The organism is Microbacterium sp. STN6 (assembly GCF_026410545.1).
In the GTDB taxonomy this organism is placed as follows: Bacteria; Actinomycetota; Actinomycetes; order Actinomycetales; family Microbacteriaceae; genus Root112D2.
Genome location: NZ_JAPMIT010000004.1, coordinates 248,389 through 269,662, shown reverse-complemented (window position 1 = coordinate 269,662; position 21,274 = coordinate 248,389). Strand labels below are relative to the sequence as shown.

The following is a 21,274-nucleotide window of genomic DNA, read 5'->3' as shown; positions in this document are numbered from 1 at the left end:
TCAAAGGGCATGCGGGCTGAGGAGCGCCGAAGGCGCGTCTCGAAGCCACCCCGTGAGCACGGGGTTTCGAGACGGCGCTTCGCGCGTCCTCAACCCGATTCGTCGCGGGCGGCGACGGCCAGGTCGGGCTGGTCGGCGAACACGCCGTCCACGCCGAGACCGAGCACGAACTCGAACTGCCCGCGCCAGTCTCCGATCGCCGCCTCTCCGTCGCCCGAGCGGAAGGGCTCGGCGAGAAAGCGGTTCTCCGCCCGCAGTGTCCAGCAGAACACTCCGAGACCGACGGCGTGGGCGTCCGCGACGACAGGCGCAGGTTCGAGGAGCACCGGCATGGCGGGCCCGCCCCCGGCATCCGATTCGTCTGTGTTGCCACCCTGCACGAGCAGGCGCGCGTTCACGCTCACGCCGTGCACCTTCTTGTCACCCTCACCCGCCGCAATCGACGCGAGCCCGGCCGGGGCGATGTCGCGCGCGTAGCCGACCGCTGCCGAGCCGTCGCGCGCCACCCGGTCGGCGGGCGCCCCGCTCGCCTCGATCAGGTACACGCTCTCGCTCGCCACTCCCCGCCGCCGCACATCGGCGAGCGCGCTCTGCTCGAAGCATTCGACGATGAGCGCGTCCTGCTCCCAGCCCGAGTCGGCGAGTTCGGCGGCGAAGAGCTCGTCGAGCGGCAGGCCGAGGCCCGCGAAGTAGGTGGGGTGTTTGATCTCGGCCACGATGCCGATGGGTCTCTCGGCGCGCAGCGCCGCCGCATCCGCTATCTCGAACAGCTCGGAAAGCCGCAGGATCGGGTAGCAGCCGTCGAACGAACGGCTCAGAGAGCGCAACTCGCCCAACCGTTCTCGGGCGCGCAGGGTCGCGAGTTCGGCCCAGGTGAAGTCCTCGGTGAACCAGCCGATCACCTGCTGCCCGTCGATCTCCTTGGTCGTGCGGCGGTCAGCGAACTCGGGATGCTGCGCAACATCCGTCGTCGAGGAGATCTCGTTCTCGTGCCGAATCACAAGCACGCCGTCGCGCGTCGCCACGATGTCGGGCTCGACCGCATCGGCGCCCAGGGCGTAGGCGAGCTCGTAGGCGGCCCGCGTGTGCTCGGGGCGATAGCCGCTCGCCCCGCGGTGCCCAATGACCAGAGCAGACGGATGCTGTGCCATCCCCCGATCCTACGCAGCGCCTCGCATCACGCGCCCTCGCCACCACCGCCACTCTCGCCGCCGCCCCCGCGAACGAAAACGACGGACATTCTGCTCAGAATCGCGATTTCAGCCCCAGATCCGCACGTTCCAAACACTTTCACCGTCGTTTTGGTTCGGGCAGGACCGTGAAGAGCGGATGCTGCGGGTGCCCCCGGCCGAGTCGGGCCACTTTGCGGGTGCTCGCGCCGCAGACCCGCGGTTCGCCCCGAGTCGATGCAGACGCGCGGCGGCGGGGCAGTATTCTGCTCGGCCAGCCGTGGCCGGGAGTAGTCGTGCGCACGCACGGCGGCGGGGCAGCGTTCTGCTCGGCCAACCGTGGCCGGGTCTGGCGGGCGCGCCCGAAGGGCGCGTGGGATGGCTGGCCGAGCAGAACGCTGCCCCGACGCCACCCCCGCCCCAGCGCAGGCGGGACCCTAGTTGCGCGAGATTGCGAACATGCGCAGGAACTCGATGTACAGCCAGATGATCGTGACCATCAGCCCGTATGCCCCGTACCACCCGAACGCGCGCGGCGCCCGGTTGGCCACACCGTTCTTGATGAAGTCGAAGTCGAGCACCAGCGAGTACGCGGCCATGAGCACCGCGAGTACACCGATCACGATGCCGAACGGAATGCCGAGGCCCGGGATCGGCGCCGAGCGCAGCCCGAACGCCATCGAACTCGTGTCCACACCGCCGAAGATCATCAGGCCGACGTTCACGAGGCTGAACACCGCGTAGCCGATCATGGCCACCAGGAAGATCTTGGTCGCCCGCTTCGAGGCCCGCACCTTGCCGCTTGCGAACAGTGCAAGCGTCACGCCGAAGACCACGAGCGTGGCGAGCACGGCCTGCATGACCACGCCGCCCCACGTCTCCTCGAAGAAGCGGGAGATGCCGCCGACGAACAGGCCCTCGGCCGCGGCATACGCGATGATGAGCGGCGCGGACGGCTTCTTCTTGAACGCGTTGACCAGCCCGAGAACGAGCCCCACGACCAGTCCCGGCAGAAGCAGGATCGGCGCGAACCAGCCCACGCCCGCGGCCAGCAGCAGCACGATGAACAGAACGACCGTCTTGCCGATCGTGTCTTCGTACGTCATGCGGTCGGTCTCGGCAGCGGTCGCCGCCGGCGCGTTGTAGAGCTCCTGCAGCCCCTCGGCACTCGAGAGCTGCGTCGACTGCTGGGCGAAGGCCGCGCCATTGCCGGGGCGGAACGCCGGGTTGTTCGAGAGAGCGGGGTTACGCGATGCCATGGTTCCTCTGTTCTCCGGGCCGTCACGGCCACTATGCACGAATCGGCCGCGTGCGAGGCGGCCGTTCACCTCAATCTAGCCGATTCCGTCTTCAGTTCCGCTGACAGTTTTCGGTGCACCGGTCGCGATGTCGGGGCGATGGGTTTCGAGACGCGCTTCGCGCTCCGGGGCCCGCAAATCGGCGACGGTTTCGAGACGCGCTTCGCGCTCGTCAACCCGCCGGAACGCGGCGTACCCTCGCGCCGCCCACGCGCACGCCACCGTGAGCAGTGCCGCGACAAGGTACGCGACCCATGCGTACTCGTACTCCACGACCATGCCGCCCGGCACCAGCCCGCTCACACTGACCCCGAGCGCGATCGGCACGAGCAGCAGCAGGTAGGTCCCTCCGGGGCGGCGGCGCACGAGCAACCACCCCCAGAGGATCACGGCGAACGCGCCGAGGTACCCACCGCCGGCGAGCAGCAGGCAGGAGGCGCCGACGGCGGGGAAGATGGCTGCGAGCCTGCGCCATCCGCTGGTCGGAATCACGACCCAGCCCACGCCCTGCAGCAGCGTTCCCCAGGCGAGGAACTCGAGGCTATACGCCGTGGTGACCTGCACGAGGGTGATGCCGACCGCAATGGCGGCAATGCCGACGAGAAGGCGCGGCCGGTAACCGCCCCAGCGCAGCGACCGGCGGGAATCGGGCTCGATCCAGCGGCCGTGCCCCCGAGCACTGGGCTGCGGGGGCACGGTCTGCTGGGTCACGCCACGATTATCTCAGTCGTCGTGCGCGCCCGTGCGCATGCCCTCCTGAATGAGATCCATGACCGACGAGTCGGCCAGCGTGGTGACGTCGCCGATCTCGCGGTGCTCGGCAACGTCGCGCAGCAGGCGCCGCATGATCTTGCCGCTTCGCGTCTTCGGCAGCTCCGGCACGACCATGATCTGCCTGGGCCTTGCGAGCTTGCCGATCTCCTTGGCCACGTGCTCGCGCAACTCGGCCACGACATCGGGCCCGCCGTTTCCGGCCTCACTGCGCAGGATCACGAACGCCACGACGGCCTGCCCGGTCAGCTCGTCCGAGGCCCCCACGACGGCCGCCTCCGCGACCTTCTCGTTCGAGACGAGCGCCGACTCGATCTCCGTCGTCGACAGCCGGTGGCCCGAGACGTTCATCACGTCGTCGACACGGCCCAGCAGCCAAATGTCGCCGTCCTCATCCTTCTTGGCGCCATCGCCTGCGAAGTAGAGGCCGGGGAACCTGGACCAGTACGTGTCGATGTAGCGCTGGTCATCGCCCCAGACGGTGCGCAGCATGGCAGGCCACGGCTCGGTCAGCACCATGTAGCCGCCCGACCCGTCTGGCACCGACTTGCCCGCGTCATCGACCACATCCGCCGACACGCCCGGCAGCGCCTTCATGGCCGCACCCGGCTTGCCCGCCGTCACGCCGGGCAGCGGGCTGACCATGATCATGCCGGTCTCGGTCTGCCACCACGTATCGACCACCGGAGTCTTGTCATGGCCGATGTGGTGCCGGTACCAGACGTACGCCTCAGGGTTGATCGGCTCGCCGACCGACCCGATCAGCTTGAGGCTCGACAGGTCGTACTTCGCCGGCACCTGGGCGCCCCACTTCATGAGGGTGCGGATCGCGGTGGGCGCGCAGTAGAGCTGGGTCACCTTGTACTTGTCGATGATCTCCCACCAGCGGCCCTGGTGCGGCGAGTCGGGCGTGCCCTCGTACATGACCGAGGTCGTGCCGTTGGCGAGCGGCCCGTACACGATGTAGCTGTGGCCGGTGACCCAGCCGATGTCGGCCGCCGTCCAGTACACATCGGTCTCGGGCTTGAGGTCGAACACCGCCCACTGCGTGTACGCGCAGCCCACCATGTACCCGCCGGTCGTGTGCAGAATGCCCTTGGGCTTGCCGGTCGTACCCGAGGTATACATGACATACAGCGGATGCTCGGCGTCGAACGCCTCGGCCTCGTGCGTGGTCGACGCCTTCTCGACGGTGTCATGCCACCACACGTCGCGTCCTTCGACCCACTCGACGTCGTCGCCGGTGCGCTTCACGACGAGAACGGTGTCGACGTCGGCTCCGTCGGCGATGGCCTGGTCGACGGCCGGCTTCAGCGGCGAGGTGTTGCCCTTGCGGAACCCGCCGTCGGCCGTGATGACGACCCTCGCTTGGCAGTCATCGATGCGACTGCGCAGCGCGTCGGCCGAGAAACCGCCGAAGACGACGGTGTGCGGGGCGCCGAGCCGGGCGCACGCGAGCATCGCAACGACGGTCTCGGGGATCATCGGCATGTAGATGGCGACGCGGTCGCCCTTCTTCACGCCCAGCTCCGTGAGCGCGTTCGCGGCCTGGCACACCAGCGCCGTGAGCTCCTGGTATGTGATGGTTCTGGTGTCGCCGCGGTCGCCCTCGAAGTAGTAGGCGACGCGGTCGCCGATGCCGGCCTCCACGTGCCGGTCGAGGCAGTTGTACGCGGCGTTGAGCTTGCCGCCCACGAACCACTTCGCGAACGGCGCGTTCGACCAGTCGAGAGTCTGCGTCCACGGCTCGTTCCAGCTGAGTCGCTTCGCCTGCTTGTCCCAGAACGCGAGACGGTCTTCGGATGCCTCGGCATACGCATCCGCTTTCACATTCGCCTGCGCGGCGAACGTGTCACTCGGCGCAAAGCGCCGGTTCTCGCGGAGAAGGTTGGCGAGGGTGGGTTCGGGGGTCGTTGCTTCGTCAGTCATTGTGCGCCTTTGCTACTTGCTTGCAGGACCGACGGGGAGGACGATCCTCTTGAACGTGAAGTTTGTTACCGTTGCGAACGAACCATACCAAGCTAGCAGCGCGGTAAGGATACCGAGGTAACCGCCGAGCATCGACAGGCCCTTCACCCCCGCGAAATCGCCGAACGCCAGGGCGAAGTAGGTCAGGGTCAGGAAGACGAAGACGAAGAAGACGATCCAGTTGGTGCGGAACGCTGCGATGGTCATATAGAGGGTGAAGATGCCCCACGCCAGAAGGTAGAGGCCGACCGCGGCGCCGGCGTCGCTGCCGGGCAGCTTGACGAACGTCTCAAGGTACCAGAATGACAGCCAGAACGCTCCATATGAGCTGAACGCCACGGCGCCGAACGTGTTGCGGTTCGCGAACTCCCACATGCCGGCAAACAGCTGCGCCACGCCGCCGTAGAACAGAGCGAGACCGAGAACAGCACCGACCGCGCCGCCGGCGACCCAGCCGGCGTTGACGACGCTCAGCACGAACGTCGTGAGCGCGAAGGCGCCGAGTCCGAGGCCTGCCGGATCGCCGAACCCTGCGACGACTGCGGTGGCGGGAGAGGCGGGCGCCTCAGGGACGACCGGAAAACCGGTGCGGGAATCATTCGACATCGTTGTCAACTCCTTCTGCGATCGGCCCTTGCGCCGGTCTGCGAGTGTCACGCTACTCTCTCGGGGGTCAGTCAGAAAAGACCCAGATTCGTCAGCACGAGCGCGTGATCACGTCGCCACCCGGCTCGCGCCCGCAATGATGAGAACGCAGACGAGAGCGGATGCCGCGAGGCATCCCATCCCGATCGCCATGACGGCGAGTCGACGCCGCCCCGGCCCGATCGCGAGCCGGGCGATCACCATGGCGGCGTAGAACACGACGACGGCGATGAGACCGCCGATCGCGACCCCGGGCGCGGCGCTCCACAGCAGCGCCACGAGCACGCCGGCGCAGATGATGCCGAGCAGCCCGCCCATCACCAGCCAGCGTGCGCCGCCCGACGTGGTCAGCGCCGCCTGCTCCCGCACCCTCGTTCGATCGCGCATGCGGCCCACCGTACCCGCTGACCGATCGGGCTGCGCCCCGCTACTCCCACTCGATGGTGCCCGGCGGCTTCGACGTCACGTCGAGCACCACACGGTTGACGCCCTCGACCTCGTTCGTGATGCGGTTCGAGATGCGCGCAAGTACGTCGTAGGGCAGGCGCGTCCAGTCTGCCGTCATCGCGTCTTCGCTCGACACCGGCCGCAGCACGATCGGGTGCCCGTAGGTGCGCCCGTCGCCCTGCACCCCCACGGAGCGCACGTCGGCGAGCAGCACCACCGGGCACTGCCAAATTTCGTCGTCGAGACCGGCGGCCGTCAGCTCGGCGCGAGCAATCGCATCCGCCTGTCGCAGCAGCTCCAGTCTCTCTTCGGTGACCTCACCCACGATGCGAATGCCGAGGCCCGGGCCGGGGAACGGCTGGCGCCCCACGATCGCCTCGGGCAGCCCCAGCTGGCGACCGATGGCCCGCACCTCGTCTTTGAACAGGGTGCGCAGCGGCTCGACGAGCTCGAACTGCAGGTCTTCCGGCAGGCCGCCCACGTTGTGGTGGCTCTTGATGTTGGCGGTTCCGCTGCCGCCGCCCGACTCGACGACGTCGGGGTAGAGCGTGCCCTGCACGAGGAACCGAATGGGGTCGCCCTCCTCCGCCGCCTCGGCGATGAGGTCGACCTGCGCCTGCTCGAACGTGCGAATGAACTCGCGCCCGATGATCTTGCGCTTCTCCTCCGGGTCGCTCACGCCGGCGAGCGCGCCCAGGAAGCGCTCCCGCGCATCGACCGTGACCAGACGGATGCCGGTGGCCGCGACATATTCCTCCTCGACCTGCCTGCGCTCATCCTGCCGCAGCAGCCCGTGGTCGACGAACACGCACACGAGTTGGTCGCCGACGGCCTGGTGCACGAGCGCGGCCGCGACGGCGGAGTCGACGCCGCCGGAGAGCCCGCAGATGACCTTGCCGCCGCCGACCTGCGCACGGATCTGCGCAACCTGGTCGGCGATCACGTTGCCGCTGTTCCAGTCGGCCGGGATCCCGGCCGCGCGGTGCAGGAAGTTCTCGAGCACCTGCTGCCCGAACGGCGAGTGCTTGACCTCGGGGTGCCACTGCACGCCGTAGAGCCGGCGCTCGTCGTCGGCGAACGCGGCGACCGGCGTCGAGTCGCTTGACGCGAGCACGCGGAACCCGGCCGGCGCCTTCGCGACCGAGTCGCCGTGGCTCATCCACGCGGTCTGCTGCGCCGGCTGGCCGTCGAGCAGCACCCCGGCCCCCGTCACCGACACGTCGGTCGAGCCGTACTCGCGACGGCCGGTATGCGCGACCTCGCCGCCGAGCGCGGTCGCCATCACCTGGAAGCCGTAGCAGATGCCGAGCACGGGCACGCCCAGCTCGAAGATGCCGGTGTCGAGGCTCGGCGCCCCGGCCTCGTACACACTCGACGGGCCGCCCGACAGCACGATTCCCGCCGGGCGCTTCGCCGCCACCTCGTCTGCGGTGATGGTGTGCGGCACGATCTCGGAGTAGACCGATGCCTCGCGCACCCGCCGCGCGATGAGTTGCGCGTACTGGGCCCCGAAGTCGACGACGAGCACCGGATGCGCGGCGGCATCCGTCACCGCGGTGTCGACACCGTGCGTGCCGCTCTCGGCAGGCGCGCTGCTCTCGGAAGGAGTGCCGGTCTCGGAAGGAGTGCTGCTCTCGGCGCTAATGGGAGGCCTCCACTTTCATCTTCTCCTTCGCCTCGCGCGAGGCGAGGTAGTCGCGCACCTGGCGCGTGATGATGTGCTCAACGATGAACGACATGAACGGAATAACCCCGCCGAGTGCGATCTGCACGAACTTGGTGAACGAGAGTCGCATGAGGCTCCACAGCCGGAAGTCGGCGAAGAGGTAGAGCACGTAGAGCCAACCATGGGCGATGAGGATGCCGGTGGAAAGGTCGATGCCGTGCAGGTTGTGCACGAGCGGGTTGTACTGCACGAACTGCAGCACGCCGCCGCCGGGCACGAACGCGTAGAGCGAGTAGCCCATGCCGTACTTGACGATCATCTCGGCCACGAGCAGCAGCAGCATGATGCCGGTGATGTACGCGGTGACGCGGTAGAGCCGCAGCGCACCCGGGATCTTCGGCACGTCGACGGTGCGCGGGCGGGCCGACGACGCCGACGAGAGCTGGGTGAGAATGCGGCGAAGAAGGGACGCGTCCTCGTCGGATTCGGGTGTGCGCGGCATGGCCTCAGTCTACTTTCTCGTCGATGTCACCGGATTGGGCGGCCGCCTCCTCGGCGTCCTCGATCTCGCGTTCCCACACGTCGCGAACGATGCGGTACCAGAGATACAGGGCGAAGCCGGCGAAGACCGCCCACTCGACCGCATAGAAGATGTTGAGCCAGTTGAGCGTCGTCTGCTCGATGGGCGGCGGCGAGTAGATCTCGTCGAGCCCGGCGGGCGGGTGGTGGTCGACCACATAGGCCGAATACACGTCGGCGCCGTCGACCCCCGACCAGCGGTTGTAGAGCGCGGCAACCGACATCTGGTTCAGCGTCTGCGGGTCCAGGCCCTGTTTGGGCGTCTCGGGTGCCTCTGTGGGAAGCAGCCGCCCCGTCAGCGTGACCTGCTCGGCCGGCTGCGCGTTCAGCTGTCGGATCACGGCAGCGGCCTCGTGCTTTGTGGGCGCCCACCCTCGGGCGACGGCCAGCGCGACCGGCTTGCCCGCGGCATCCGTGTCGTCAAGCGCGAAGTGCGCTGCCACCCAGTAGCCCGTGGCCGAATGGTTGAGCCGCTGCTCGATGATCTGGTAGTCGTGCGGTACATATGAGCCCGTGGCGCGCACCAGCTGCCCTGTCACGTCGTCGCGGATCGGCCCGTTGGGTTTCGCCACGGCGGAGAGCGGCTTCACGTGCTCGGTCGGCAGCACCGTGGGCTGGCCCGACTCGATGGCCCGGCCGAGTTGCCACTGCCCGAGCCAGGCGAATCCGGCGGCGACGACCATGGCGAACACGAGCGCGCCGATCCACTGGGGGCGCAGCATGGTGCGAAGCAGGCCCCGCTGGGCCGCCGGTGTCTCGTTGATCGTCAGTCCTGTTCTCTCTTGCGTTGCTGTGTCTGAGCGCCGCTTGGCGCGTCGCCCTCGACACGAGCCGCGGATGCGTCGCGGCCGCCTGGCGCCCGCTCCGTCGACGTGTGCGGCTGGCTCTGCCGCATCGCTTCCTCGATGACGCGATCCACGGCGGCCCGCGTCTGCTGCCCGTCGGAGGAAGCGGCGGTCGCGGCGTCGACCAGGGCGATCTCCTCATCGAGCATCGGATTGCGGGGCTTGGCCGGTGCGGCAGGGGCGCCCCGTCTCAGTAGACCACCGATCCGCTCGGAGTTCGCTGCGAACAGCGGCCCGAGCACGGCCATGATGAGCACGTACAGGCCGGCGAACGGCGTGAGCCGGCCGTCGAGGCCCGCCGCGAGTGCGAGGGTGGCGAGAATCAGGGTGAACTCGCCCCGGTTCACGAGAATGCCGGCGGCGTTGATGCCCTCGACGACGCCGAACCGATGCAGCTTGGCGATGAGCAGACCGGTGACGAGGTTGAGCACGAACGTCATGCCGACGGCGATGAGTACGACGCCGATCACCTGCGGGAACTGGGCGACGTCGAGCTCGAGGCCGAAGTTGAGGAAGAAGAAGGCGGCGAAGACGTCGCGCAGCGGTACCGTGACGCGCTCGATGCGGGCGCGGAAGCGCGTGGCACCGAGCACGAGGCCGATGAGGAACGCGCCGATAGCGTCAGTCACGCCGATGATCTCGCCAATGCCGGCGAACAGCACCGCGAGACCGAAGAACAGAATGGTGAACAGCTCGTCGTCTTTGGTGCGCACGAGCCTCGAGACGACTCGCCCGCCCCATCTCGCAACCGAGAACATCACCACCAGGAACAGGAACGAGATGGTCAGCTGCACGACGATCGGCCACGGGTCGCTCTTGCCGCTGAGCACGACCGAGACGATCGCCAGGTAGATGGCGATGAAGATGTCGCCCACGACCGTGACACCCAGGATCATCGGGGTCTCTTCGTTGGGGAGGCGCCGCAGCTCGATCAGCAGCTTGGTGATGATGGCGCTCGACGATGTGCCCGTCATGCCCGCGATGACGAGCGCCTCTCTGGTGCCCCAGCCCACCATCATGCCGAAGGCGAACCCGATGCCGACGTTCAGCAGAATGTAGAGCCCGCCCGAGATCATGAGCTTGCCGGCGTTGCCGAAGAACTCCTCCTGGTCGAACTCGAGCCCGAGGCTGAACAGCAGAAGCACGAGCCCGAAGATCGCGATCAGCTCGATGTAGTGGGCCTCGAAGTTGAGGGGGAACCAGCCGGTGTGCGGGCTCGCCAGCAGCCCGACGAGCATGTAGATCGGGATTGCGGGAAGGCCGATCAGCTTGCCGAGACGCCCGAGTACATACGCGACGAGCAGCAGGATGCCGAGGACGATGAGGTCTTCACCGGGGCTCATGCTCAGATCCCGGGCGGCGCGTCGGTGGAGATCGCCGACGTCGCTGTCGGGAGTTCGCCTGTGCGGTAGAACGTGAACGCCTTCGCGACCTTCTCGGGCGAGCCGGCGACCACGAGCGTGTCGCCCGGGAACACCTTGAAGTCCGCCGACGGCGCGGGGTTCGCCGATTCGCCGCGAACGACGGCCACGACGGTGAGACCGACGAAGCCGCGGTCGCCCGGCTTGCCCAGCGTCTGCCCGGCGATGTGGTCGTCATAGTCGACCGTGAACCAGTCGATGGAGAGCCCGGGAATCTGATCGAGTGCGGTCAGCGACTCGGTGATCTGCGTGCCACCGAGCAGCTCGGCGAGCGTGTGCGCCTCGTCTTCGTTCAAACGAAGGGAGACTTTCGTGACGTCGGCGGTGTCGGTGTCGTCAGAGAAGCTGATGAGGTCGCTGTGACCCGAGCGGTGGGCGATGACGCCCACCTTTCCTCCGTCGTCTGTGACGAACGTATGCAGAACCCCGACCCCGGGGAGCTTGACCCGTCGAACATCGACCATGGTTCACGTCTCCTTGCGGCTCGATTGCTCCTCGACAATCCTATCGAAGCCGCGGGGAACGCCCGGGGTGCGTCACTCGGAGATCACGTCGACTGGATGTCGGGAGCCTCCAGCCGCACGCGCTCGGCCGACTCGTCGTCGGGCTGCTGCTGGCTCGCGCGCTCGGCCGCGACCCGCTCGAGGTAGAAGGCCACCTCGCGGTCACGCCGCTCCTCGTCCCACCCGAGCACCTCGCCCATCAGCTCGGCTACCACGGGGGCGGCGGAGACGCCCCGATCCCATGCCTCGATCGAGATGCGGGTGCGCCGGGCGAGCACGTCGTCGAGATGCATGGCGCCCTCGTGCGACGCCGCATACACCACCTCGGCGCCGAGGTAGTCGTCGGCGCCCGGCAGCGGATCCGCGAGCTCGGGGCGCTGCTGGATGAGCTCGAGCAGGTCCTCCGTGAGCGTTCCGTATCGGTTGAGCAGGTGCTCGACGCGTGCCGGGTGCAGGCCGGAGCGCGACGCCAGCCTGGCGCGCTTGTTCCACGCCGCCTGGTATCCCTCGGCGCCCACGAGCGCCACGTGCTCGGTCGTCGACTCGGGGATCTTGCCGTCGATGGCGGAGACGGCAGCGTCGATCGCATCCTTCGCCATGACCCGGTACGTGGTCCACTTGCCGCCGGCGATCACCACAAGCCCCGGCACGGAGTGCGCCACCAGGTGCTCGCGTGAGAGCTTGGAGGTCTCCTCGGATTCGCCGGCGAGCAGCGGACGCAGGCCCGCATACACGCCCTCGACATCCTCCCGCGTGAGCGGCACCGCCAGCACCTGGTTGACGTGCTCGAGCAGGTAGTCGATGTCGGCGGCGGTCGCGGCCGGATGCGCCTTGTCGAGATGCCAGTCGGTGTCGGTCGTGCCGATGAGCCAGTGCCTGCCCCAGGGAATCACGAACAGCACGCTCTTCTCGGTGCGCAGAATCAGCCCCGATTTCGATTGGAAGCGGTCGCGCGGCACGACGAGGTGAATGCCTTTCGAGGCCCGCACCTTGAACTGCCCGCGCTCGCCCACCATCGACTGCGTGTCGTCGGTCCACACGCCGGTCGCGTTCACCACCTGCTTGGCATGGATCTCGAACGTCTCGTCGGTCAGCAGATCCCGCGCCTCGACACCCACCACGCGCTCACCCACCTTGAGGAACCCCTCGACGCGCACACGGTTGGCGACGTGGGCGCCGTAGTAGGCCGCCGTTCTGGCGAGATTCGCGACATAGCGTGCGTCATCCACCTGCGCGTCGTAGTAGGTGATGCCGCCGATGTACGCGTCACCCGACAGGCTCGGCACCAGCTTGCGCACCTGGGATGCCGAGAGGTGGCGGTGGTGCGGAACGCCCGGCGAGCGCCCTCCGGTGTACGAGAAGGCGTCGTAGAGCAGCATGCCTGCGCCGATGTAGGCCCGCTCGATGAGCCGCTGCTTGAGCGGGTAGAGGAAGCGCACGGGCTTCACGAGGTGCGGGGCGATCCGCTGCAGCAGCAGACCGCGTTCGATGAGCGCCTCGCGCACCAGGCGGAAGTCGAGTTGCTCGAGGTAGCGGATTCCGCCGTGCACGAGCTTGGAGGAACGGCTCGACGTTCCCGACGCCCAGTCCCTGGCCTCGATGAGCCCCACCGTGAGCCCGCGCGTCACGGCATCGACCGCCGAACCCGTGCCCACGATGCCTCCGCCGACGACGAGCACGTCGAGCTCGCCCTGCTTCAGCGCGGCAATCGCGTCAGCCCGCTCGCTCGGGCCCAGCTTGGACGAATAGGTGACAGGCTCAGGCGTCATCAGCGCTCTCCCCACACTTGGTGCGGCGGGGAGGCGAGCACCGCCGAGACTTGCGAGCCCCTGCTCGGGAGCCTCCGGGGCCGTCTACCTCAGAGGCTAGCCCACGTGGTAGGGAGCCACCACTACCTCGACCCGCTGGAATTCCTTGAGGTCCGAGTAGCCGGTCGTCGCCATCGAGCGGCGCAGCGCGCCCATGAGGTTGGCGGTGCCGTCGGCGACCGGGGCGGGGCCGTACAGCACGCCCTCGAGGGAGGCGACCTGGCCCACCTGAACGCGGTTGCCGCGAGGCAGCTGGGAGTGGTGCGCCTCGGCGCCCCAGTGCCAGCCGCCGCCCGGCGCATCCGTCGCCCGAGCGAGCGCAGTACCGAGCATGACGGCGTCGGCGCCGCACGCGATGGCCTTCACGATGTCGCCGGAGGTTCCGAGGCCGCCGTCGGCGATGACGTGCACGTAGCGGCCGCCCGACTCGTCGAGGTAGTCACGGCGGGCACCGGCGACATCCGCTACCGCTGTTGCCATGGGGGCATGGATGCCGAGGGTCGCCCTCGTCGTCGATGCCGCGCCGCCGCCGAAGCCCACGAGCACGCCGGCCGCGCCCGTGCGCATGAGGTGCAACGCGGCGGTGTACGTGGCCGCGCCGCCGACGATGACGGGAACGTCGAGCTCGTAGATGAACTTCTTGAGGTTGAGCGGCTGCTGCTCGCTCGAGACGTGCTCGGCCGAGACGGTCGTGCCGCGGATGACGAAGAGGTCGACGCCGGCCGCGACCACGGTCTCGTACAGCTCCTGCGTGCGCTGGGGCGAGAGGGCGCCCGCCACCGTCACGCCGCCCGCGCGGATCTCGGCGAGCCGCGCGGCGACGAGCTCGGGCTTGATCGGCTCGGCGTAGAGCTCGCGCATGCGCGCCGTGGCCCGCTCGCCCGGCAGCTCGCGGATCTCGGCGAGCAGCGGCTCGGGGTCTTCGTAGCGCGTCCAGAGACCCTCGAGGTCGAGCACGCCCAGGCCGCCCAGCTGGCCCATCATGATGGCCGTCTTGGGGCTCACGACCGAGTCCATGGGTGCCGCGAGCACGGGCACGTCGAACTGGTAGGCGTCGATGGCCCAGGTCGTCGAGACGTCTTCAGGATTGCGCGTGCGGCGGCTCGGCACGACCGCGACGTCGTCGAACGAGTAGACCCGGCGGGCGCGCTTGGAGCGGCCGATCTCAATTTCCATGCTCACCCGGCCAGCCTACCGGTGTGCGAGCGGGCCAAGCCTTGTCGGCAGCAGGTGCGCGAGTGACCCTCGACAGGGCAGGCTGGGGCTATGGAGATGAACGCCGACCCACTCGAGAAGCTGCGTACGCGCACGAGCGAGAAGTGGCGCGAGTTCGGCGACGACGTGCTGCCCCTCTTCGTCGCCGAGATGGACTACCCGCTGGCCGAGCCGGTCGCGGACGCGCTCGTCGCGGCGATCGGGCGCAGCGACACCGGGTACGCGGGCGCCGGCAGCGACCTGCCGGACGCCTTCGCCCGGTTCGCCCTCGACCGCTGGGGCTGGCAGGTTGACCCGGCGCAGGTCTCCACGACGACGGATGTCAGCGTCGTCATCGTCGAGGCGTTGCGCCTGGTGCTCGAGCCGGGCGACGGCGTCATCGTGATGCCGCCCGTCTACCCGCCGTTCTTCGACCTGCCGCGCGAGGCCGGCGGCACCGTTGTCGAGGTTCCGCTCGTCGACGACGGCCACGAGTCCTCGATCGATCTCGAGGGAATCGAGCGGGCTTTTTCGACGGGCGCGCGGGCGGTGCTGCTGTGCAGCCCGCACAACCCGCTCGGCCTGGTGCACTCGCGTGAGCAGCTGACCGCTCTCGCCGAGATCGTGGACCGGCACGGCGGCTTCGTCGTGAGCGACGAGATCCACGCCCCGCTCACACACCGCGACGCGCGCTTCACGCCGTACCTCACCGTCTCGGATGCCGCGCGCGAGCACGGCATCGCCGCCGAGTCGGCGAGCAAGGCCTTCAACCTGGCCGGCTTGAAGTGCGCCATGTTCGTCACAGCAGGCGAGCGGATGGCCCGGCTCGTGCACGCCCTGCCAGAAGAGGTGCACTTTCGTACCAGCCTCTTCGGCCGCATCGCGAGCACGGTCGCCCTCACCGAGGCGACGGGCTGGCTCGACAGCGTGATCGACGCGATCGAGCTGAATCGTCGACTGCTGACGGGCCTGCTCTCGGAACACATGCCGTCCGTGGAATATCGCGAGCCGCACGCCAGCTACCTGGCCTGGCTGGGCCTCGAGCCTCTCGGCTGGGGCGACGATCCGGCGCGCCGCGCTCTCGCGGATGCTCGCGTCGCTCTGAGCAACGGCCCGACCTTCGGCGCAGAGGGCCGCGGCTTCGCCCGCCTGAACTTCGCGTGCTCCGCGGACGTGCTGCGCCAGGCGATCGAGCGCCTGGCAGCAGCATCCGCTCGCTAGCCCGCTCCCCTGCCCTGCCCTGCCCTGCCCTGCCCTGCCGTCTCTCACGCAGCAGGAGCGGACGGCAGCGGGCGACCGGTCAGCGGCGGTAGTTCGGGGCCTCGACCACCATCTGGATGTCGTGGGGGTGCGACTCCTTCAGACCGGCGGGCGTGATGCGCACGAACTTGCCGCGCTCGCGCAGCTCGGGGATCGTGCGGGCTCCCACATAGAACATGGACTGCCGCAGCCCGCCCGTCAGCTGGTAGGCGACCGCTGACAGCGGCCCGCGGTAGGGCACTTGGCCCTCGATGCCCTCGGCGATGAGCTGCTCGTCGCTCGGCACATCCGCCTGGAAGTAGCGGTCACGCGAGTACGAGGTCTTCTTGCCGCGGGTCTGCAGCGCGCCGAGCGAGCCCATGCCGCGGTACTTCTTGAACTGCTTGCCGTTCACGAACACGAGGTCGCCCGGGCTCTCGTCGCAACCGGCGAGCAGCGAGCCGAGCATGACGGTCTCCGCACCGGCGACGAGCGCCTTCGCGATGTCGCCCGAGTACTGCAGGCCGCCGTCGGCAATGACCGGCACGCCACTCTCGCGAGCGGCGAGGGAGGCCTCGTAGATGGCAGTGATCTGCGGCACCCCAACACCCGCGACGACGCGTGTGGTGCAGATGGAGCCCGGCCCGACGCCCACCTTGACCGCGTCGACACCGGCGTCGATCAGCGCCTGCGCCCCGCTACGGGTCGCCACGTTGCCGCCGATGATGTCAACGTGTGATGCCCGCGGCTCGGCCTTCAGCCGGCGCACGATGTCGATCACTCCGGCGCTGTCGCCGTTCGCGGTGTCGACGACGAGCACGTCGACGCCGGCATCCACCAGCGCCATTGCGCGGTCCCACGCGTCGCCGAAGAAGCCGATCGCGGCGCCGACCCGCAGCCGGCCCTCGTCGTCCTTCGTCGCGTTCGGGTACTGCTCGCTCTTGTCGAAGTCTTTGACCGTGATGAGCCCGCCGAGCCGGCCGTCGGCATCGACCAGGGGAAGCTTCTCGATCTTGTGCTCGGCCAGAATGGCGATGGCCCCGTCGGGGTCGATACCGATCGGGGCTGTGATGAGGGGCGTGCGCGTCATGACGTCGCGCACGAGGGTCGTCGACTTCTCGAACGACGAGACGAACCGCATATCACGATTCGTGATGATGCCGACCAGTCTGCCGTCGCCCTCGACCACCGGAAGTCCGCTCACCCGGAACTGCCCGCACAGCGCGTCCACATCGGCGACAGTGGCGTCTGGCGTGGTGGTCACCGGGTTCGTGATCATGCCCGATTCGCTGCGCTTGACCTTGTCGACGTGCGCCGCCTGGTCGTCGATCGAGAGATTGCGGTGAAGAATCCCGATGCCGCCGTTGCGCGCCATGGCGACGGCCATGCGCGACTCGGTCACGGTGTCCATGGCCGACGAGAGCAGGGGCGAAGCGACCGTGATGCGCTTCGTGAGGCGAGACGATGTATCCGCCTCACTGGGAATGACGTTGGTATGCCCTGGCAGCAGCATCACATCGTCATAGGTCAAACCGATGAAACCGAACGGATCCGTCTGATCCATTTCACCCCTTGCGCGTCGAGTCGGTGGATACTCCATGCTAACGGCAGAACGCTTGGCGTATTCCGAGCCGTCGCCCCGGATGCCCGGTGGTCGAGTAGCGCCGCAGGCGCGTGTCGAGGCCGGATGCCGCAGCCCGCCTACTCCGGCAGCGGATCCGCCGTCGGGGTGCCGCCCGGCTCGCACCCGTCGGCTGCGACCCGCCCGGCGCGACGCTGCCGCCGCATCGAGCGCACCATGTCGAGCGTGAGGATCACGAGCGCCAGCCACACCAGCGAGAACCCGAACCAGCGCTCCGGCGGCATGGACTCGTGCAGCAGGAGCACCCCGACGAGGAACTGGATGAACGGCGCGAAGTACTGGATGAGCCCGAGGTAGATGAGCGGCAGGCGCCGCGAGGCGGCGGCGAACAGCAGCAGCGGCACCGCGGTGATGACGCCGGTGCCGAGCATCGCAATGGTGTGCCACGTGCTCACCGTGCCGAACACGATTCCGCTCGTGGAGCCGACCACGATCAGCTGGATCACCGCGACGGGCGCCAGCCAGACCGTCTCGAGCGTGAGCCCGGAAACGGCGTCGACCGTGCCGCCCACCTGCTTCTTCACGAGCCCGTAAAGGCCGAACGAGAACGCGAGCACGAGCGCGATCCACGGCAGCGAGCCGTAGCCGACCGCGAGCACCACCACCGCGAGAATGCTGATGCCCACCGCGATCCACTGCGTCATGCGCAGGCGCTCTCGCAGCACGATGACGCCGAGGAACACCGTGACGATCGGGTTGATGAAGTAGCCGAGCGCCGCCTCGACCACGCGCCCGGATTCCACGCCGATCACATACGTCTGCCAGTTCACGTAGATGAGGGCCCCGGCCAGCCCCATGATGAGCACGACGCGCGGGCGACGCAGCACGCCGACGAGAGCGCGCCAGCTGCGCGTCACGGCGACGATGATCGCGCAGAACACGAGCGAGAACAGCACCCGCCAGGCGACGATCTCGAAGGCACCGGCCGGCTGCAGAATGATGAAGTAGATCGGCAGGAAGCCCCAGAGGCAGTACGCGCCGATCGCGTAGAGAATGCCGGAGCGCGCGGGGGCGGCAGCGGACACGCTCTGGGCCGACTCGGTGCTGCGCGTCACCGACCAAGCCTAAGCCAGGGCGCGCGGCTCGAGGTGCGCTGCTCGAGACCCGCGGCTCGAGGCGCGCTGCTCTGCGGGCGCTGCACAGGCGCGCTGCTCTGCGGGCGCTTCACAGGCGAGCGGATGCGGCGCAGCATCCGCTCGCTTAAACGAACGGAAGCCCGGGGTGACTCACCCAGGGCTTCCGTTCGTCGCTACAGAGCTTTAGTGCTCGACGACCGCGAGAACGTCGCGGGCCGAGAGCACCAGGAACTCGTCGGCGCCGAACTTGACCTCGGTTCCGCCGTACTTGGAGTAGAGCACCTTGTCGCCGACCTTGACGTCGAGCGGCACGCGGTTGCCGTTGTCGTCGATGCGGCCGGGGCCCACCGCGACGACCTCGCCCTCCTGGGGCTTCTCCTTCGCGGTGTCCGGGATGACCAGACCGGATGCAGTGGTCTGCTCAGCCTCGACCTGCTTGATGACGATGCGATCCTCGAGCGGCTTGATGGAGACCGACACGGTTGACCTCTTTCTTAGACGAAGACTGGAGTTAGCACACTCACACCGAGAGTGCTAAGTAAGAGTTTAGAACGTTCGTTGGCACTCCTGCAAGGCGAGTGCCAACGAACCGGGCGGCTGGCGCGAACCGGGTGCCCGGCTTCGTCGCGATAGGTTGGCGGCATGGAGAGAGCCGAACTGGTCGAGTTGCTGTCGCCCGAGGGGTTGCGGCTGCTCGACTCGCTGCCGCCGTACGAATCGGCGGCAGACGTCGTGCGACTCGTCACGACGCTGCGCAGGCAGGGCCACTCCCCCTCGCTGGTCGCGACGGTGCTCACGCAGGCCCGGCTGCGCCAGCGCGCCCTCGACAAGTTCGGCGACTTCGCCCGCCGCATGCTGTTCACCGAGGCCGGCCTCGAGCAGGCCACCCGGCTGCGGGTCGCGGCGCTGCACGCAGGGCGATTCCGCGACGCGGGCCTCACGCACGTCACCGATCTCGGCTGCGGCATCGGCGGCGACGCCATGGCCATGGCCGCGCTCGACCTCGACGTCACGGCCGTCGACGCCGACGAGGTCACCGCCACCGTCGCCAGCTACAACCTCGCGCCGTTCCCCCGCACGCGCGTGCTGCACCAGAGCGCCGCCGACACAGACCTCAGCGCAGCGGATGCCGTGTGGCTCGACCCTGCGCGTCGCACCTCCGGTCACACTGACACCCGGCGGCTGAACGATCCGAGCGACTTCTCGCCGCCGCTCGACTTCGCGTTCGGCCTGGCCGACCGGCTGCCGGTCGGCGTCAAGCTCGGCCCCGGCCTCGATCGTGCGCTGATCCCGACCGAGGCGGAGGCGCAGTGGGTGAGCGTCGACGGCCAGGTGGTCGAACTCGGCGTGTGGTTCGGCCCGCTGCGACGCGCGGGCGTTCGCCGTGCCGCCCTGGTGATCAGCGCAGACGGCACGGCCGAGCTGACCGCCGCCGCCGACAGCGACGACGAGCCCGTCGGCGCCCTCGGCGAGTACCTCTACGAACCGAATGGCGCCGTGATCCGCGCGAGACTCATCGGCGACCTCGCCCGCAGTCTCGGCGGCCGCATGATCAGCGAGGGCATTGCCTGGCTGACGACGGATGCCGCCGCCCTCACCCCGTTCGCCACCGGTTTCCGTGTGCTCGAGGAGCTGCCGTTCGCCACGAAGGAGCTCGCCCGGGCCCTGCGCACGCGCGACATCGGCACGCTGGAGATCAAGAAGCGCGGCGTCGACGTCGACCCGGCCGCGTTGCGCAAGCGGCTGGCGCTGACCGGCTCGCAGAGCGCGACCGTCGTGCTCACCCGGGTCGCCGGCCGGCACACGGCGCTGCTCGTCGAACGCCTCGGCTGACAGGACTCACTCGTCGAACGCCTCGGCCGACACGACACGAAGGGCCGGGAGGGTGCGTTTCGCGCCCCACCCGGCCCTTGCTGTGCTGAGGGATCAGTACGTGTACGAGTTGTTCAACGCGCCCGAGGCGGCAATGATGACCCAGAACACGAACCCAAGCACCGCGATCACGAGGCCGACGAAGCCCAGAATGATGCCCGTGAGCCACATGCCCTTTGCCGTGGGCTCCTTCTTCTTGCCCAGGAAGCCGAGCACGACGGCGGCGGCAGGGATGAACAGCTGCATGATCGAGCCGACGAACGGGATGAACACGACCCAGAAGCCGAGCAGCCCGACAATACCGGCGAGGAGCGAGATGATGCTCAGCACGGGCGCCTTGCGGGGCGCGGGCGCCTGGGCGTACGGGTTCTGAGGCGCGCCGCCGTACGGCTGGCCATACGGCTGCTGGTCGGCACCGGGAGCGGCCGGCTGGCCGTACGGCGTTCCCACGGGCGGCGCGGCCGGAGCCTGCGGCGGGGCGACCGGAGCCTGCGGTGGCGTGGGCGGAACCGGCCCGCCCTGGCCGGGGCCGCCCGGCTGCTCCTCGTTGGGGACGTTCGGATCGGTCATCGACCAATCTCCTCTCGGTGTGTGAGTGCTCGTGCACGAACGCATGATCGTTCCGGCATGAACACTGTTGCCTTCGCGCCCATAGTGACACGGCCCCCGAGGGGCGTCAATGGAGAGGACTCCCCATGGCGGTCAGCCGACGACGGCGGTGCGCCGCGGCATCCGCTCAGGAATTCACGTAGCTGTGCTCGAGACCGCCTGTGGTTCCGAGCAGGAACAGGGGAATGAACAGGGCGATGATCCATACGGCGATGGCGATGAGCCAGAAGGCGCAGCCCACGTAGCCGATGATGAGGCCGGCCACCGCCATGCCGTGGCCCTGCTCGGCGGTCTTGCGGATCTGCGAGAGCGAGATGTGGCCCGTGATCACGGCGCCGATGCTGACGCCGACGAGCGAGAGCACGAGGGTGATGATCGAGAGCACGTTGGTGGGGCGAGGCGGGGCGTAGCCGTACGGCGCCTGACCGTATGGCTGGGCCTGTCCATACGGCTGCTGCTGCCCGTACGGCTGGGCCTGCGTGGAGGGCTGCGGGGTCTCGGGCGGGGGAACGGAGCTCATGC

At 68.6% G+C, this 21,274-nt stretch carries 20 protein-coding genes; 2 read left to right on the top strand and 18 right to left on the bottom strand.

Annotated features, from left to right (window positions below; translation table 11 throughout):
- Positions 1 to 89 precede the first annotated feature (89 nt).
- The 13 genes from OSC27_RS13475 to OSC27_RS13415 form a co-directional block, all read right to left on the bottom strand.
- Complete coding sequence (locus tag OSC27_RS13475) at positions 90 to 1,151, bottom strand: glycerophosphodiester phosphodiesterase family protein (protein ID WP_267181983.1); 1,062 nt, start codon at positions 1,149 to 1,151, stop codon at positions 90 to 92.
- A gap of 455 nt (positions 1,152 to 1,606) precedes the next feature.
- Positions 1,607 to 2,428: a Bax inhibitor-1/YccA family protein gene (locus OSC27_RS13470; protein ID WP_267181982.1), complete on the bottom strand. Its 822-nt coding sequence runs from the start codon at positions 2,426 to 2,428 to the stop codon at positions 1,607 to 1,609.
- A 75-nt stretch (positions 2,429 to 2,503) separates the two neighbouring features.
- Complete coding sequence (locus tag OSC27_RS13465; protein WP_267181981.1) at positions 2,504 to 3,178, bottom strand: hypothetical protein; 675 nt, start codon at positions 3,176 to 3,178, stop codon at positions 2,504 to 2,506.
- A gap of 12 nt (positions 3,179 to 3,190) precedes the next feature.
- Positions 3,191 to 5,167, bottom strand: coding sequence for an acetate--CoA ligase (gene acs, locus OSC27_RS13460; RefSeq protein WP_267181980.1), 1,977 nt, complete (start codon positions 5,165 to 5,167; stop codon positions 3,191 to 3,193).
- Positions 5,168 to 5,179: 12 nt separating this feature from the next.
- Entirely contained in the window at positions 5,180 to 5,812 is a 633-nt protein-coding gene (locus OSC27_RS13455; protein WP_267181979.1) for an acetate uptake transporter, read from the bottom strand.
- A 108-nt stretch (positions 5,813 to 5,920) separates the two neighbouring features.
- Entirely contained in the window at positions 5,921 to 6,238 is a 318-nt protein-coding gene (locus tag OSC27_RS13450; RefSeq protein WP_267181978.1) for a hypothetical protein, read from the bottom strand.
- Positions 6,239 to 6,278: 40 nt separating this feature from the next.
- Entirely contained in the window at positions 6,279 to 7,850 is a 1,572-nt protein-coding gene (gene guaA / locus OSC27_RS13445) for a glutamine-hydrolyzing GMP synthase (RefSeq protein WP_267181977.1), read from the bottom strand.
- A gap of 88 nt (positions 7,851 to 7,938) precedes the next feature.
- The gene (locus OSC27_RS13440) at positions 7,939 to 8,466 is read right to left on the bottom strand and encodes a DUF3817 domain-containing protein (protein WP_267181976.1); all 528 of its coding nucleotides are present in this window, start codon (positions 8,464 to 8,466) and stop codon (positions 7,939 to 7,941) included.
- Between the two features lie 4 nt (positions 8,467 to 8,470).
- Complete coding sequence (locus OSC27_RS13435) at positions 8,471 to 9,265, bottom strand: SURF1 family protein (protein ID WP_267181975.1); 795 nt, start codon at positions 9,263 to 9,265, stop codon at positions 8,471 to 8,473.
- A 44-nt stretch (positions 9,266 to 9,309) separates the two neighbouring features.
- Positions 9,310 to 10,731: a cation:proton antiporter gene (locus OSC27_RS13430; RefSeq protein WP_267181974.1), complete on the bottom strand. Its 1,422-nt coding sequence runs from the start codon at positions 10,729 to 10,731 to the stop codon at positions 9,310 to 9,312.
- A gap of 2 nt (positions 10,732 to 10,733) precedes the next feature.
- Positions 10,734 to 11,273, bottom strand: coding sequence for a cation:proton antiporter regulatory subunit (locus tag OSC27_RS13425; RefSeq protein ID WP_267181973.1), 540 nt, complete (start codon positions 11,271 to 11,273; stop codon positions 10,734 to 10,736).
- A gap of 83 nt (positions 11,274 to 11,356) precedes the next feature.
- Positions 11,357 to 13,081, bottom strand: a complete 1,725-nt coding sequence (locus OSC27_RS13420; RefSeq protein WP_267181972.1) for a glycerol-3-phosphate dehydrogenase/oxidase — start codon at positions 13,079 to 13,081, stop codon at positions 11,357 to 11,359.
- Between the two features lie 96 nt (positions 13,082 to 13,177).
- Positions 13,178 to 14,296: a GuaB3 family IMP dehydrogenase-related protein gene (locus OSC27_RS13415; protein WP_267182182.1), complete on the bottom strand. Its 1,119-nt coding sequence runs from the start codon at positions 14,294 to 14,296 to the stop codon at positions 13,178 to 13,180.
- Positions 14,297 to 14,386: 90 nt separating this feature from the next.
- Between OSC27_RS13415 and OSC27_RS13410 the strand changes: the two genes are divergently transcribed.
- Positions 14,387 to 15,535, top strand: coding sequence for a MalY/PatB family protein (locus tag OSC27_RS13410; protein ID WP_267181971.1), 1,149 nt, complete (start codon positions 14,387 to 14,389; stop codon positions 15,533 to 15,535).
- Positions 15,536 to 15,614: 79 nt separating this feature from the next.
- Here OSC27_RS13410 and guaB read toward each other — a convergent pair whose 3' ends face one another.
- The 3 genes from guaB to groES all read right to left on the bottom strand — a co-directional run bounded on the left by guaB (position 15,615) and on the right by groES (position 18,751).
- On the bottom strand, positions 15,615 to 17,117 hold the full coding sequence (gene guaB, locus OSC27_RS13405; RefSeq protein WP_267181970.1) for an IMP dehydrogenase: 1,503 nt from the start codon (positions 17,115 to 17,117) through the stop codon (positions 15,615 to 15,617).
- 137 nt (positions 17,118 to 17,254) lie between these two features.
- Positions 17,255 to 18,250: an EamA family transporter RarD gene (gene rarD / locus OSC27_RS13400; RefSeq protein ID WP_267181969.1), complete on the bottom strand. Its 996-nt coding sequence runs from the start codon at positions 18,248 to 18,250 to the stop codon at positions 17,255 to 17,257.
- 204 nt (positions 18,251 to 18,454) lie between these two features.
- Positions 18,455 to 18,751: a co-chaperone GroES gene (gene groES, locus OSC27_RS13395; protein WP_267181968.1), complete on the bottom strand. Its 297-nt coding sequence runs from the start codon at positions 18,749 to 18,751 to the stop codon at positions 18,455 to 18,457.
- Between the two features lie 162 nt (positions 18,752 to 18,913).
- Here groES and OSC27_RS13390 point away from each other — a divergent pair, with 162 nt between their 5' ends.
- On the top strand, positions 18,914 to 20,104 hold the full coding sequence (locus OSC27_RS13390) for a THUMP-like domain-containing protein (RefSeq protein WP_267181967.1): 1,191 nt from the start codon (positions 18,914 to 18,916) through the stop codon (positions 20,102 to 20,104).
- A 93-nt stretch (positions 20,105 to 20,197) separates the two neighbouring features.
- On the opposite strand, the gene OSC27_RS13385 is transcribed toward OSC27_RS13390, so the two are convergent.
- Both OSC27_RS13385 and OSC27_RS13380 read right to left on the bottom strand, forming a co-directional pair.
- Positions 20,198 to 20,713 (bottom strand): DUF4190 domain-containing protein, encoded by a 516-nt coding sequence (locus OSC27_RS13385; RefSeq protein WP_267181966.1) that lies wholly within the window; start codon positions 20,711 to 20,713, stop codon positions 20,198 to 20,200.
- A 166-nt stretch (positions 20,714 to 20,879) separates the two neighbouring features.
- A complete protein-coding gene (locus tag OSC27_RS13380; protein WP_267181965.1) occupies positions 20,880 to 21,272 on the bottom strand; it encodes a DUF4190 domain-containing protein in 393 nt (130 codons plus the stop codon).
- Positions 21,273 to 21,274 lie beyond the last annotated feature (2 nt).